This window comes from Candidatus Peregrinibacteria bacterium, from assembly GCA_030700255.1.
Taxonomy (GTDB): domain Bacteria; phylum Patescibacteriota; class Gracilibacteria; order UBA1369; family JABINC01; genus JABINC01.
Genome location: JAUYJN010000022.1, coordinates 1 through 13,600, shown reverse-complemented (window position 1 = coordinate 13,600; position 13,600 = coordinate 1). Strand labels below are relative to the sequence as shown.

The 13,600-nt window shown below is 38.8% G+C and carries 11 protein-coding genes and 1 tRNA gene; 5 read left to right on the top strand and 7 right to left on the bottom strand.

Features of this window, described 5'->3' with window-relative positions; genetic code table 11:
* A partial coding sequence (locus tag Q8P68_02795; protein MDP4008096.1) for an HNH endonuclease signature motif containing protein occupies positions 1–995 on the bottom strand: 995 nt, incomplete at its 3' end.
* 160 nt (positions 996–1,155) lie between these two features.
* Here Q8P68_02795 and Q8P68_02790 point away from each other — a divergent pair.
* On the top strand, positions 1,156–1,386 hold the full coding sequence (locus Q8P68_02790; GenBank protein ID MDP4008095.1) for a hypothetical protein: 231 nt from the start codon (positions 1,156–1,158) through the stop codon (positions 1,384–1,386).
* Between the two features lie 325 nt (positions 1,387–1,711).
* A complete protein-coding gene (locus Q8P68_02785) occupies positions 1,712–1,981 on the top strand; it encodes an RNA-binding protein (protein MDP4008094.1) in 270 nt (89 codons plus the stop codon).
* Between the two features lie 73 nt (positions 1,982–2,054).
* Here the strand turns inward: Q8P68_02785 and dnaE are convergent, their stop codons facing one another.
* The 3 genes from dnaE to Q8P68_02770 all read right to left on the bottom strand — a co-directional run bounded on the left by dnaE (position 2,055) and on the right by Q8P68_02770 (position 6,187).
* Positions 2,055–5,588, bottom strand: coding sequence for a DNA polymerase III subunit alpha (gene dnaE / locus Q8P68_02780; GenBank protein MDP4008093.1), 3,534 nt, complete (start codon positions 5,586–5,588; stop codon positions 2,055–2,057).
* 74 nt (positions 5,589–5,662) lie between these two features.
* Complete coding sequence (locus tag Q8P68_02775; GenBank protein MDP4008092.1) at positions 5,663–6,037, bottom strand: DUF5665 domain-containing protein; 375 nt, start codon at positions 6,035–6,037, stop codon at positions 5,663–5,665.
* A gap of 65 nt (positions 6,038–6,102) precedes the next feature.
* A tRNA-Leu gene (locus Q8P68_02770) sits at positions 6,103–6,187 on the bottom strand.
* 241 nt (positions 6,188–6,428) lie between these two features.
* Between Q8P68_02770 and Q8P68_02765 the strand changes: the two genes are divergently transcribed.
* Positions 6,429–7,514, top strand: coding sequence for a sigma factor-like helix-turn-helix DNA-binding protein (locus tag Q8P68_02765; GenBank protein ID MDP4008091.1), 1,086 nt, complete (start codon positions 6,429–6,431; stop codon positions 7,512–7,514).
* Between the two features lie 31 nt (positions 7,515–7,545).
* On the top strand, positions 7,546–7,863 hold the full coding sequence (locus Q8P68_02760) for a histidine triad nucleotide-binding protein (GenBank protein MDP4008090.1): 318 nt from the start codon (positions 7,546–7,548) through the stop codon (positions 7,861–7,863).
* Here Q8P68_02760 and Q8P68_02755 read toward each other — a convergent pair.
* Genes Q8P68_02755 through Q8P68_02745 form a run of 3 tightly spaced genes read right to left on the bottom strand, consistent with a single transcriptional unit; the run spans position 7,860 to position 10,314 of the window.
* A complete protein-coding gene (locus tag Q8P68_02755; protein ID MDP4008089.1) occupies positions 7,860–8,822 on the bottom strand; it encodes a carboxylating.nicotinate-nucleotide diphosphorylase in 963 nt (320 codons plus the stop codon). The two genes, Q8P68_02760 and Q8P68_02755, sit on opposite strands and share 4 nt — an antisense overlap.
* A 10-nt stretch (positions 8,823–8,832) precedes the next feature.
* On the bottom strand, positions 8,833–9,756 hold the full coding sequence (gene nadA / locus Q8P68_02750) for a quinolinate synthase NadA (protein MDP4008088.1): 924 nt from the start codon (positions 9,754–9,756) through the stop codon (positions 8,833–8,835).
* Between the two features lie 24 nt (positions 9,757–9,780).
* Entirely contained in the window at positions 9,781–10,314 is a 534-nt protein-coding gene (locus tag Q8P68_02745; protein ID MDP4008087.1) for a hypothetical protein, read from the bottom strand.
* A 161-nt stretch (positions 10,315–10,475) separates the two neighbouring features.
* Here Q8P68_02745 and Q8P68_02740 point away from each other — a divergent pair, with 161 nt between their 5' ends.
* Positions 10,476–13,196, top strand: coding sequence for a valine--tRNA ligase (locus Q8P68_02740; GenBank protein MDP4008086.1), 2,721 nt, complete (start codon positions 10,476–10,478; stop codon positions 13,194–13,196).
* The last annotated feature ends 404 nt before the right edge of the window (positions 13,197–13,600 follow it).

Sequence of the window (13,600 nt, the reverse complement as noted above, 5' to 3'; positions counted from 1 at the left end):
AAATAAAGAAGGTCTGTTTTCGTAGGCTCGCTATACATTCCCGCATGTGTAATCTTATGATGAAGTCCACACAGTGCAACGAGATTGTCATGAGATTTGGTCTTCGCATAGCCATTTTTGTGATGAAACTCCGTTGCCGGCCTTTCGCAATTCGGACTGCTGCACCTGCCACCTGTTTTTGTGAGGGTTTCTGTTCTTTTTTGTTTTGTGATGTAACGAGTGATTTTTTTAGATTTCTTCACCGCCTTTGCCTCACGATCCACCGTCTCCGCTCCATGATCCACCGCCTCAGCCCCACCGCTCACAATCTCCGCAATTTCCCCGTCATCCTCCACCTCTTCAAAATTTTCCCCGGGGAAAAAGTGGTCGAACTGGGCTTGTATAAGCCGTTTCAATATTTCTTTGTTGGATTGCACCTTCATTTTGTGTTTCATTTTTTCAAGTTGATATCGCATCACGCCGTCGAGCTCAATTTTCATCGGCGCACGTGAGATTTTACCTCGCATTTCCCTCGAATATTCCTGAACCGCCGCCTTTGGCAGGTTTTCTACCATTTTTATCAACTCTTTTTCGTTTTCTTTTGTCGCCATAAAAGCCACCATCGCGACTTTGTGAACTCCTTGTTCTCTCACGGTTTCAAACAAATTTTGACAACTGACTTCACTTAATTTTTTTTCAACTTTTATAACTTTATCCACGACTCCGGCGGAGAGTCCACCGCCAAATCGTGCGGCGTATTCGTAAATATTCGCGCAACCATAAGATTTATAAATCTCTTTTTTATAGATCTCGGGGATCAGAAGGATAAGTTCGTGAGTAATTTTATTTCGTTGATTGCCAAGGGAAATAAATTTTTTATGAAGGTTTTTTGCTGCCAAAAGATCGTTTTTCGCCTTGACCCCGGCGGATTTCTGCAGGGTATTTTCTCCCACGAGTCCGCTTGATTCCTGCAAGGTATTTTTCCCCACAAGTCCGTTTGATTTTTTATTGTACATATCTTTTATATTTAAGGATTATTAGAAGAAAATACTAACAAGAATTCGTCAAAATTACCAGGCGAAAACAGGCGAAAAGCATGAGTCACAAGCCAAAAATCACCATTTCGAGTTGCGCGAGAATGGAGATGTTTCGTGGTACGCACGCACTCACCTGCATATGGAAAAGGGTGAGTTGGTGGGAGTGCGAGGGGGCGGGGAAATGGTTGAAAAAGGTAAGTTGGTGGGGAGGGTGAGTTGGTTGGAAAAGGTGAGTTTGGGGAGAGGTGAGTCAAAGGGGAAGGGTGCGTTAAAAGGAAAAGGTGAGGCAAAGGGGATGAGCTTGTTCCGGAATCTTTGTGGTGTAGAATTAGAGTATGAAATTGAGAAGGCAAGCTCACACAGTGTATAAAACGAAGGAACATTCCAAGAAATTGGGCTGAAGGTTCCACCGTTGAGTAAGAAATTTAGGAGGATATGATGTCCATCACTTACCAACAACAAATCATTAACCACTTAAAAATATGAGAATAGGACATTTCTACTTGGTGAAACATAGGACATTTCTAAATTACTTTGACATTTCTCATTTTGCCATTGCAAATAAAAGGTGTTGTGATATACTCTAAATAGAACTGAACGCTTAAGTTACTGGAATTATTAAATATGCACAATTTAATAAGTACGAGTACGTAAGAGTGAATGTTCGCATATTTAATACTTTAATATTCCACAACATGGCTAAGAAGCTATTCGTCAGAAATATTTCATGGGGAGCAACTGATGCTCAATTACATGACCTATTCTCTGAAAAAGGAGAAGTCGAGGAAGCAGTTATCATCAAAGATAAGTTTTCCGGACGCTCAAAAGGATTTGGTTTCGTAACTTACACTGTTGATGCAGATGCTGACAAAGCAATTGCAGAACTAGAAGGATACGAACTGGATGGACGCGCTATTTCTGTTAGCGAGGCAAAAGAAAGAGAACCAAGAGAAAGAAGCTTCTAAGTTTCCCGATCTAAACACTCAAAAAATTAAAGAACGCGGGACTGTGCAACTCGCGTTTTTTTTAATCTGTTTTTTAAATAACAGGTAGTAGCTCTGCGATTTTCTTTTTTAATTCATCATCGACATGGACCCCAAAAGGAACTTTTATAACATCTGTTTTCTTATGAGATTTTGGTATTGGCAATTTGATTTCAACCGGCATATCCCCCTTATGTTCTTTAAGAAGGACTTTTAAGGATTCCAAAACGTCCACCTTGGCTCCCTTTGGCACCTCTATAACGTATGCAGCTATAGTATCAACGTCAGCGACTACTTCTGTATCTTCATTACCGGTATCAACAACCTCATTTTCATCCGGTAAAATCTCATCTACAAACCTAACACGATCTTTTTCGTCATAAAAACCTTGTTTTTTAGCTGCTTCGATCATCCTTTCCAAACCTACCTCTCGACCATTCTCCGCTACAAATTGGAATTTTCCACGATGCTCAAGTTTCCCGTCGAGCACAACTACCGCATCTTCCCTGATGAATTTTGACAATTCAGGATATGAATTAGGGAAAACAACTACTTCAAATTTTGCAGTTGGATCCTCCAGTTGTATATACATCATGTATTTTCCGGCTTTAGTCATTATTTTACGAACTTCTGTAACAAGCCCACCAATTTTAAAATGTTTGCCTTTTAGTTTCATATTAAATTTTTCCGCCAAAGTAACTTTTTTACTAAGATATTTTTTCAATCCATCTAGCGGATGTCTAGTTACATAAAGCCCAAGATATTTCTTCTCATATTGTAATTTTTCAAACTCTGTAGCCGGTTCTGTATCCTTCAAATGAAACGTTGGCTCCCAACCTTCGTCTTCCGTCATAAGACCAAAGATATCTGTTTGCCCGCTATCAGCTTGCTCTTGCACAGTTCTTGCAAATTTAGCAACTTCTTCGATCGTTGCGGAAAGAGCGTTGCGCTCGCCAAAAATATCCAGAGCTCCAGGATATATAAGTGCTTCTAATGATTTTTTATTTAACAATTTATACGGAACTCGTCTGGCAAAATCTTCAATCCCTTCGAACGGGATATCTCCGCGAACTTTGATGAGTTCGCGAGCAGTCGCCTCACCAAGCCCCTTGATAGCAGTAAGTCCAAAACCGATAGTATGTTCATCTATTACGGTAAAATGAGCGAGCGATGTATTTATATGTGGTGGGAGCACGGTTATCCCCATAGCTTCGCATTCATTTATACCAATAACTACCTTTTCAGTATTATCAGGATCAGAACTCAGTAACGCCGCCATAAATTCAGCAGGGTAGTGGGCCTTTAAGTAAGCAGTCTGATAAGCAATCCATGAATAACAGGCTGCATGAGATTTATTAAATCCATATCCGGCAAATGGCTCAATAACTTTTTCAAAAGCCTCATTTGCAAATTTTTCCGTATGTCCTTTTGCAACTACTCCATCTGTAAATTGCTTACGCATTTTCTTCATTATAGAAGCTTTTTTCTTACCTATGGCTTTTAGCAAAATGTACGCATCTCCAAGAGACATACCGGCGAGCTCTTGAGCCAGCTGCATAATTTGCTCCTGATAAACGGCAACTCCATGAGTTTTTTTCAAAATAGGTTCAAGGGATTTATCCAAATATTTAACTGATTTAGGGTCATGCTTACCTTTGATGAACTGTGGTATATACTCCATCGGTCCTGGACGATAAAGCGAATTCATAGCAATAAGATCATCCAATTCAGTTGGTTTTAACTCTTTCAGATACCTTTTCATACCGGGAGACTCAAACTGGAATATCCCAGTGGTCTTACCATCCGCCATAAGTTTATAAGTTTTCTTATCATCTACGGGCAAATTATCCAGATCTATATCCTTTTTTCGAGTTCTTTTAATAATATCAACCGTAGTTTTGAGAATAGTAAGATTACGCAAACCAAGGAAATCCATTTTAAGTAGACCTATATCGGCAACCGCATTCATCTCATATTGTGTAATCGAACCCTCTTTCCCACCAATAGCGCGTTGCAAAGGGGCGTAGTTGGTTATTTCTCTATCCGAAATCACAACCGCACATGCATGAGTAGATACATGCCTTACAGTATTTTCAAATTTAAGAGCTATATCCAAAATCTTCTTACTATCAAGATTCTCTTTATAGGCTTTTGACAATTCAGGATCATTATCCACAGATTCTTTTAGAGGTCTGTGCTTTCCGAGTATTGGAGCTGGGATTTTTTTTGAAAGTTGATCTACTTCAGCGTAACTATAACCAAGCACTCTCCCTGCATCACGGACAGCCGCTCTCGGTGCCAAAGTTCCAAAAGTAATAATCTGAGCCACATGATCATCACCATATTTATCAATCACATACTGCAAAACTTCATCTCGACGATTATCCGCGAAATCAATATCAATATCAGGCATCGCGGCACGCTGTGGATTCAAGAATCTTTCAAACAGAAGGCCATATCGTAAAGGCTCTATTGTAGTAATACCAAGTGTGAAAGAAATAATTGAACCCGCCGCTGATCCACGACCGGGCCCAACCGGAATGTTGCGTCGTTTTGCCTCCTGAACAAAATCATTTACTATCAAGAAATAAGTTGCAAAACCCATATCTTTTAAAACGGAAAGCTCATATGTTAACCTTTCCGAAGCCTCTTTTAATTGATCTTCATCATATTTCGCCTTCAAACCTGTTTCACATAATTCTTTTAAATAATCATCAGGCGATTTACCGCTCGGAGTATCAAAAGATGGCAGATAAGTTTTACCAAAAACAATCTTAACATCACATCTCTCAGCAATTTTTAACGTATTTTCAATAGCTTCAGGTAAATCCTTAAAAGCCTCCTTCATATATTCCGGACTCGCTATCGAATAATTACCATCATATTTCATACGATCCTCCTGATCGACAGTTTTCTGAGAACCTATGCATACAAAAGCGTCATGAGCGTAAGCATCATCCATAGTTGCATAACGACAAGCATTTGTTGCAACGATTCCAGCTCCGGTCTCTTCAGAAAGTTTAATTACATTTTCACGAAGCACACCATAGCTTGAAATTTCCGGTCTATGTTGTAATTCAAGGTAAAAATTTTCTTTACCAAAAATCAATTGATATCTCTCAATAGCATTTTTCGCACCTATATAATCATTATTAAGAATTTTTGAGCCAACTTCTCCCCACATATCACCGGATAGCGCCAAAATACCTTCGGAATACTTCTTCAAAAGTTCATCATCCATTCTTGGCTTATAATAAAAGCCATCCAAATGACTTATAGAAACGAGTCTCATTAAATTTTTATAACCTTGATCATTCAAAGCTATAAGAACCATACGATATCTTTTATTGTCAGGGCTTTTATCTGTATGACCATGGCTTGCAATATAGGCATCCACACCGATAATAGGTTTAATACTTTTTGCTTCCATCTTTTGATAAAATTCTATCGCACCATAAAGCCCACCATGATCTGTTATTGCACAGGCCGGCATCTCGTATTTTCCACAGATCTCAGCATATTCTTTCGGCTTCGCGAGAGCATCCAGAAAGGAATAATGAGTATGCGCATGAAGGTGTACAAAGCTCATAATAGATATAACATTACTAAAAAACTAAAGCAGAATCTACTATAGATGTTAGTGGCCTATTCTCAAATAGAAAATTATTTAACAACAGATGTATCAAGACCGGAAGTGGACGACGCCCCATCAGAACCCATACTACCTGGATCAGGGAAGCCATTTGCCTTTAAAAATTCATAGAATGATGAGAAAAACTCACCAACTATTGGCAAATCAACCAAGATTTTAGTAATAACATATCCAACAATAGCGATTACCATAGATACTCCAATAATAAGACCAAGGCCTCTAGCGGTCCCAACCAAGAAATTAACACCAAAAACTCTCCATGGCGAAGAAAGGAAATTTACATAATCACGTAAACCGGCCTTCTCAATCTTTCGAGCAGCTTTGTTTAAAGCTTTTTCGGCAGCTTCAATCTCATCTGACATTTTTTTTGTATTTTTTTTTGCCATAACTCATTAAATTACTAATCCTAGTTTATCATCAATCAAACCGGTTGTATAGCTTGCAAAAGATATGGTGCCCAGGAAGAGACTCGAACTCTTACGACTTTCGCCACTGGTTCCTAAGACCAGCGTGTCTACCAATTCCACCACCTGGGCACACTCAAAGATCAAATACCTTTTAAAAAAGGCGAGAGGATTGTAATAAACATGTGTTATCATCGCAAGGGAAATTTCATAAAAGAAAAATTTGACACATGGCCATAAGGAGTGTATTGTCACATCCAATATGACGAATTTCCTTTAAATACAAAATTGCAGAATAATCAAATTTCTGTCTTGACAATACTTACAAGGAAACAATATCTTAATGCAGAATACAAAACCTAATTTAAGTTCTATGGATCTCGTTACGAAAACCGGAACTACCACACCACAAGACCAAATCAATCTCAAAGAAATACTTGAAGACATCTTCATGGTTTTAACTGAGAAAGAAAAACATGTTATAGTGAAGCGATTCTGTCTGGACAACCAACCAAGAGAAACCCTAGAACGAATAGGGTCATCTTTTTCAGTTACGAGGGAACGTATTCGTCAAATAGAGAAAATTGCTCTTAACAAGCTTCGTAGAACAGTTGTTAATACAAAACTCAATTTGATAAACGAAGTAGCAAAAGAAATCATAGATCGTCATGGTGGTGTAATGCTTGAGGACAATCTGGTTTTTGAGACTTTAGCTGGAGTAATAGGGCAAAGTGGAGAAGGTGAAGAACACATAATACGTCTTGCACTGAATATCAACCAATCTTTAGAGAAAAGCGACAAGAGCCAAACAAACGAGAGATTTTGGTACAATAAAGATATAGATGTTAAGGCTCTTAAAAACATAGCTAATGCAGCAGTAAAATTATTAAAAAGAACCGGTGATCTGGTACGCAAAGAGAAATTCATAGTAGACTTACAAGAAACACTAAGGACACAAGGTGTAGAAGCAGACCTTACAACTATTGAATCAATGCTCGAAACTGACGTTCGAATGAAAGAAGTAGAGGACGGTTACGGACTTATGACATGGAGAAATGTTAATCCAAAAAGTATTCGAGATAAAGCATTCATCGTTCTAAAACAGATTGGTAAACCACTACATTTCAAAGAAATCGCAGAAAAAATCTCAAGTGCTGAATTCGACAAAAAAAGTGTTACTGAACAAGCTGTACATAATGAACTCATCCGATATGAACAATTCGTTCTCGTAGGTAGAGGTCTTTATGCACTGAAAGAATGGGGTTACAAAGAAGGAACTGTTGAAGATGTAATTCGTGGACTACTTGCAAAGAAAAGCCCTATGAGCAAACAAGACATAATCCTTGGAGTTCTAAAACAAAGACAAGTAAAGAAAGGGACTATCTCACTCAATCTTCAAAAATGCCCTGACTTCGTAAGAGTAGGGCGAGCTATTTACTCACTTAAAGAAAGTAAATAAAGCCCTGAGTTGATGTCTTAACCATTTAAAAATGTCAGACTGTATTTTTTGCAAAATAGATGCCGGTGAAATCCCATCTACCAAATTGTTTGAAGATAAGAAATGTTTCATCATCAAAGATATAAATCCCAAAGCCCCACTGCATTTTTTGGTAATCCCACATCAACACATTCCAACAATTTCAGATCTTCATGAAGGAGAAGAGATGCTAGCCGGCCACATGATCAAACTCGGTAAGGAAATAGCCTTAAAAGAAGGTGCTCAGGGCTACAAGCTTCTATTTAACGTACACGAAAAAGGAGGCCAAGAAGTATTCCACATACATTTGCATGTGCTTGGGTGGAACTAAAATATTTTCATAGAAATATCACAAACTCGAACAGAATGTGTTATTCCACCGATAGACATAACTGAAACACCGGCTATATCGTATTCTTTGTAATTCTCAGAGGTTATTCCGCCGGAAACTTCTACGAGAACATATCTCCATAAGTCATCCGTCTCAAGAGCTTTTACGACGTTTTTCACGTTTTCAGGGATAAAGTTATCCAACATAACTACCATTGGGACTTTTAAATCCAGCTTCTTAGCCATTTCAGCAACTTTCAAAGCCTCATCTTGTGTTTCAACTTCAATTTCCACAAAAGAAATACCTCTCAGGTAAGCATTCTTGAGTTTCTCTTCAACAACATTAAAATCTCGTCCAAATTGATCCAAATGAGTGTCCTTTATCATAATTGCATCAGATAGATTCACACGATGAGGTAAAGCTCCTCCATCGATCGCAGCACGTTTATCCACAAAGGGCAGGGGAGTCTTACGTGTTACAGCCACCTTTGTGTATTTAGTCTCAAATCTTGAAGCAGCCGTTGCAATACCACACATTCTTTGGAGTAGATTCAAAAGAGTTCTTTCAACCGACAAAATAGAATATGCAGAACCTTTGAGTGTACAAATCACATCCCCTGACCTGAACCGAGCTCCGGAAGAATTCGTGCTTCCTGAAGCATGTTCCATAGTAATAAGTTCCATTTTAAGATTCAGCCCAGCTTTTTTTGCAATATATTCGAGCTCTTCCTCACCACTAAAAACCCCGTCTTGTTTTGCAATAATTTGTGCAGTCACCTTCGCTGGGAACTGCTCATGAAGCAGCGTGGTGGTAACATCTCCATTATCAGCAAGATCCGCCTTCAAACATGAATCAATATATGAAGTCAAAAATTCGAAGTAAACCATAGAACCAACGTTAAAAAACGCCGTTTTATTATAGAGTTTCTGCATAGTTGCATAATGATCTTCGATTCTCATAAATTTGGGATTAGCTCACCTCAAGCATTCTCTCAAGCGTCTTAAGCGCTTTCAACCTTATATCTTCCGGAACTGTAATTTCAAATTGCTCATTTATAAGTGCATCCTTTATAAGTTCCAAATTAGTTCTTTTCATATCTGGACACATATTACAAACAGAAAAGAATTTTTTACCTGGAGCCTCTCGCATTAACCGACCTGTCATACCGCATTCAGTAATTATAATGAATTCGTCGAAGTTTGAGTTTGTAACAGCTTCTTTAACCATACCACCTGTACTACAAACAAAATCAGCGAGTTTCAGAACCTCTGGACGACATTCTGGGTGCGCTATCACGGCCGCATTTGGATGAGTAGCCTTTGCCTTCAAAATATAATCTGCAGTAATTTTATGATGTATAGGACAAAAACCTTCCCATGGAATTATATTTTTCTCTGGAAGCCTCGCTGCCACATATTTTGCTAAATTTTTATCAGGCACAAAAAGGATATTATCAGTATCAAGAGATTCCGTAACTTTCACAGCATTGGTAGAAGTACAACAAATATCTGATTCTGCTTTCACAGCGGCAGTAGTATTTACATAACATACAACTTTCAAATCCGGATACTTTTGCAAGAGCTCTTTTTTACGAACTTTCAAAGCTTCGACATCGATCATATCAGACATAGCACAACCTGCATCGATAGCAGGTAGCAACACCTTCTTGCTTGGATTCAGAATCTTCGCGCTCTCAGCCATAAAATGCACTCCACAAAAAACTATTATATCTGCATCAGTCTTCGCCGCCTCCTGAGACAATTTCAAAGAATCCCCGATAAAATCAGCTACTGCGAAAATATCTTTCTTTTGATAATTATGAGCAAGAATTACAGCATTTTTCTGTTTTTTGAGACTCAATATCTCTGAAATTAAATCCGTTGTTTGATCCATATAATTATATAAATGACACTCAACTCAGACTATACCGTGCACCACCTTAAGCCAAGCGTTTTTCAATGCATCATAAGTAGCGTGAGCCAAATTCGAGAACATATCTCGGATTTGGCGAAGCTTCGCCATAGCTCCGGTATACTCATACCAATCTCCTTGCTTGGCATATTTAACCATTTTTTTATGCAGAACCTTTTGTTCTTTTTTAAAATGCTTATGAATATCATTAAGCATTTGTTTCTTCGTTGGCTTTGAATCAATTATACGCTGGATTATCTTTTGGGCGTCATCGTCATCATCTCCTTTTGCACCAGATGAAAATATACCATCTCCTTTACGCTCCTTGCCTTCAGACGAGCTTTCAGAAACATTACCCATGCTCTCCGCTCCGTCATCGGCAGAATCCCCTGATTCATTTAAAACACCAAAAGCCTCTCTGAGAGTTCCACTCGGAGCCGCAGCGGCCGCAGACTCCGACTTCTTGTCAACAGATTCTTTGCGATTCTCATCGGTCTCTTTGGGTCCGAATGATTCTTTATGTTTTGGACCAAGTGACATAGTAATATAAATTATATTCAGCCTACGGTAGGCGATTATAGTTGATAGAAAGAATAGGTCAACCGTATATTTATAATGCTAATTTTTTGATTAGCTTCAACTTGCCATCACAGCATTTCACAGTTACATTATACCCGATTTATTTAATTTGTACCAACAAAATGGAGCTTGAAAAAAGTTATGACGCAAAAAAATTTGAAGATAGCATATACAAACAATGGGAGGACTCATGGGCATTTACACCAAAAATCGATCCAGCTAAAAAACCATTTGTAATCTCAATGCCACCTCCAAATGCAACCGGCCAATTACACCTCGGTCATGCGACTATGCTCGCACTACAAGATATTATGGTGCGGTTTCACCGTATGAAAGGAGATCCAACTCTTTGGCTCCCTGGTACAGACCATGCCGCGATAGCAACCCAAAGTGTAGTTGAACGAAAATTACAAGATGAAGGAATTCAAAATCCACGTACAGAACTTGGGAGAGAAAAACTCCTCGAAGAAATTCAAAAATTCGTCGATATCTCAAAAGATAATATCAAAAATCAAACTCGTAAAATGGGTTCAAGTTGTGATTGGAGTAGGGAGAAATACACTATGGATCCGGAACTTGCAGATGCAGTTTATACGGTTTTCAAATACATGAAAGAAGATGGTCTCATATATAGAGGTTACCGATCTGTTAACTGGGACCCGAACATGCAGACGACCGTTGCAGATGATGAAATAGAGAGGGTAAATGAAAAATCTAAGTTCTACTATTTCAAATACGGACCTTTTACCATCGGAACAGCACGTCCGGAAACAAAATTTGCAGACAAAATAGTGGTAGTTCACCCGGACGATAAAAGATATCAACAATACATAGGCCAAGAATTCGAAATAGAATGGATAAATGGACTTGTGAAATGTCGCGTAATCGCCGATGAGTGTGTAGACCCTGAATTTGGGACAGGTGCTATGACAATAACTCCGGCACACAGCTTAATCGATTTCGAACTATCTCAAAAGCACGAAGGAATAGAAGTTTTACAGATCATAGGGTTCGACGGGAAGATGAATGATCTTTGCGGAGATTTCGTAGGCATGGATATTTATGAATGTCGTGAGGCGGTAGTGGAGAAATTAGACAAAAAAGGACTACTTGTAAGGATAGATAATGAATATGAACACGAACTCGCAGTAAATTACCGAGGCAAAGGAGTTATAGAACCGCAAGTGATGCGCCAATGGTTTATAGATGTAAACAAAAAAGCCATAGACTGGAAAGGCCAAAAACTCTCCCTAAAAGAAGTTATGCAAGACACGGTAAAGTCAAAAATGATAAATATCATCCCTGACAGATTTGAAAAAACCTACTTTCACTGGATAGATAACCTCAGAGATTGGTGTATCTCACGCCAAATTTGGTGGGGACACAGAATCCCAATGTGGTACGAGCTCACAAAAGAGCAATATGACGCATACATGGCCCACCCAAACCAATCGAGCTACCTGCTTGACGTTATAAAAGTAGAAGATGAAGGGACTTTCAGCCTTACACAACCAACGGAGAACTCAGATACGGAATTCTCCGTTCAAGACCCGGACACACTGGATACTTGGTTTTCTGCGGCACTTTGGACTTTTTCAACACTTGGTTGGCCGGGAAAAACCGAAGATTTAGAATATTTCCATCCAACATCTGTACTTGAAACCGGATATGATATTTTGTTTTTCTGGGTTGCTCGTATGATACTTATGAGTACTTATGCTCTTCGACACGATGGAATACCTGAAGAAAAGTGCATACCATTTGAAAATGTATACCTGCACGGAATGATCCGCGACCGCGATGGTAAAAAAATGAGTAAATCTCGACCTGAAACATGTATCGACCCGCTTGAAGTTATCGAAAAATACGGAACAGATGCAATCAGGCTCAGCCTAATAATCGGAGGTACTCCTGGTAACGACATGAACCTTTACGAAGAAAAAATCGCCGGATACCGAAATTTTGTAAATAAGATCTGGAATTCTGCAAGATTTGTACTTATGAATGTTGAAAATATAAATTCAACAATCGACACAGATAAACTTTCAACCGCAGACAAATGGATCCTCGCCGAAACAAATGAAATTATCAGGCAAGCGACGCAGGAAATAGAGAATTATCAGTTTTCAAATGCAGGAAATAAAATCTATGAATTCCTATGGGGCCTATGCTGTGACTGGTACATAGAAATGTCAAAAATTACAAAAAACGAAGCCGTATTGATGCATGTACTTACAACCGTACTCAAACTACTGCATCCATTTACTCCATATGTCACAGAAGCACTCTGGACACATCTCAAAGAATCAGGCTACAAGCCGGCCGAAACGATGCTAATCATCTCAGATTGGCCAACTCCGAACTCAGATTTTGATTTCATGGATGAAAAACAACATACCGAAATCGCCATAGATATAATCAAGGAAATCCGTCGACTCCGCACAGAAAACAAAGTCGATCCTGTACGTAAAATCAAAGTGATAATTTCCGGTGGACACCACATGGAAATCTTACGTGAAAAATCAGGAGTCATAACCATGATGGCAAACTTAAAAGAACTTGAAATCCTCGATGAATCACAAAATATAGAAAATGCGGTTTCCTCAATTCTACATGGCACAAATATCGACCTCCCATTCGCAGATATGATTGATCCGGAACAAGAAAAGGCACGTCTCATAAAAGCAAAAGCCGAACTCGAAAAATACATCACATCACTCACGAGCAAACTTTCAAACGCCGGCTTCACCGACAAAGCACCTGCAGAAGTAATTGAAAAAGAAAAAGAGAAACGGGAAGAAGCGGAAGAGAAACTCTCAAAAGTAAATTCAATGCTAAATTAACAACCAGGCCCAATACATCATATGCAATTGTGAGAGTGAAATGGCCATACAGAAATAAGGTGTTTCACTATGAGACAAGTACAGAGCTAAATCAGACGCAATAGGTCTTGCGATATTCGGCAGTTATGGCCTCATGTAGGTGCTTTTCGGTTTGTTGTCACAGTTGTGACAACAGATTTTGGTCGTTTTTTCGGCTTAGGTAACCTGCAAATGAAATTGCATAAAAAAACATGTTGTATTCTTGATAAGAAAGTTTCAACATGGTGGCAATGTTAAGCATATAACCCTCTCTCGTATGCGGACACGAAAGTTTTTGATTTCAGCAATTTTACCACTCTCTATAGTTATTATTCTTTCATGGGCAATGATAGATGCTTTGTTGATGACAAAACCACGAGTCGCAT

Coding starts and splice junctions, on each gene's coding strand:
- nadA (MDP4008088.1), bottom strand. CDS start 9,756: ATGGATCAAACAACGGATTTAATTTCAGAGATATTGAGTCTCAAAAAA.
- Q8P68_02755 (MDP4008089.1), bottom strand. CDS start 8,822: ATGAGAATCGAAGATCATTATGCAACTATGCAGAAACTCTATAATAAA.
- Q8P68_02785 (MDP4008094.1), top strand. CDS start 1,712: ATGGCTAAGAAGCTATTCGTCAGAAATATTTCATGGGGAGCAACTGAT.
- dnaE (MDP4008093.1), bottom strand. CDS start 5,588: ATGAGCTTTGTACACCTTCATGCGCATACTCATTATTCCTTTCTGGAT.
- Q8P68_02765 (MDP4008091.1), top strand. CDS start 6,429: ATGGATCTCGTTACGAAAACCGGAACTACCACACCACAAGACCAAATC.
- Q8P68_02745 (MDP4008087.1), bottom strand. CDS start 10,314: ATGTCACTTGGTCCAAAACATAAAGAATCATTCGGACCCAAAGAGACC.
- Q8P68_02775 (MDP4008092.1), bottom strand. CDS start 6,037: ATGGCAAAAAAAAATACAAAAAAAATGTCAGATGAGATTGAAGCTGCC.
- Q8P68_02740 (MDP4008086.1), top strand. CDS start 10,476: ATGGAGCTTGAAAAAAGTTATGACGCAAAAAAATTTGAAGATAGCATA.
- Q8P68_02790 (MDP4008095.1), top strand. CDS start 1,156: ATGGAAAAGGGTGAGTTGGTGGGAGTGCGAGGGGGCGGGGAAATGGTT.
- Q8P68_02760 (MDP4008090.1), top strand. CDS start 7,546: ATGTCAGACTGTATTTTTTGCAAAATAGATGCCGGTGAAATCCCATCT.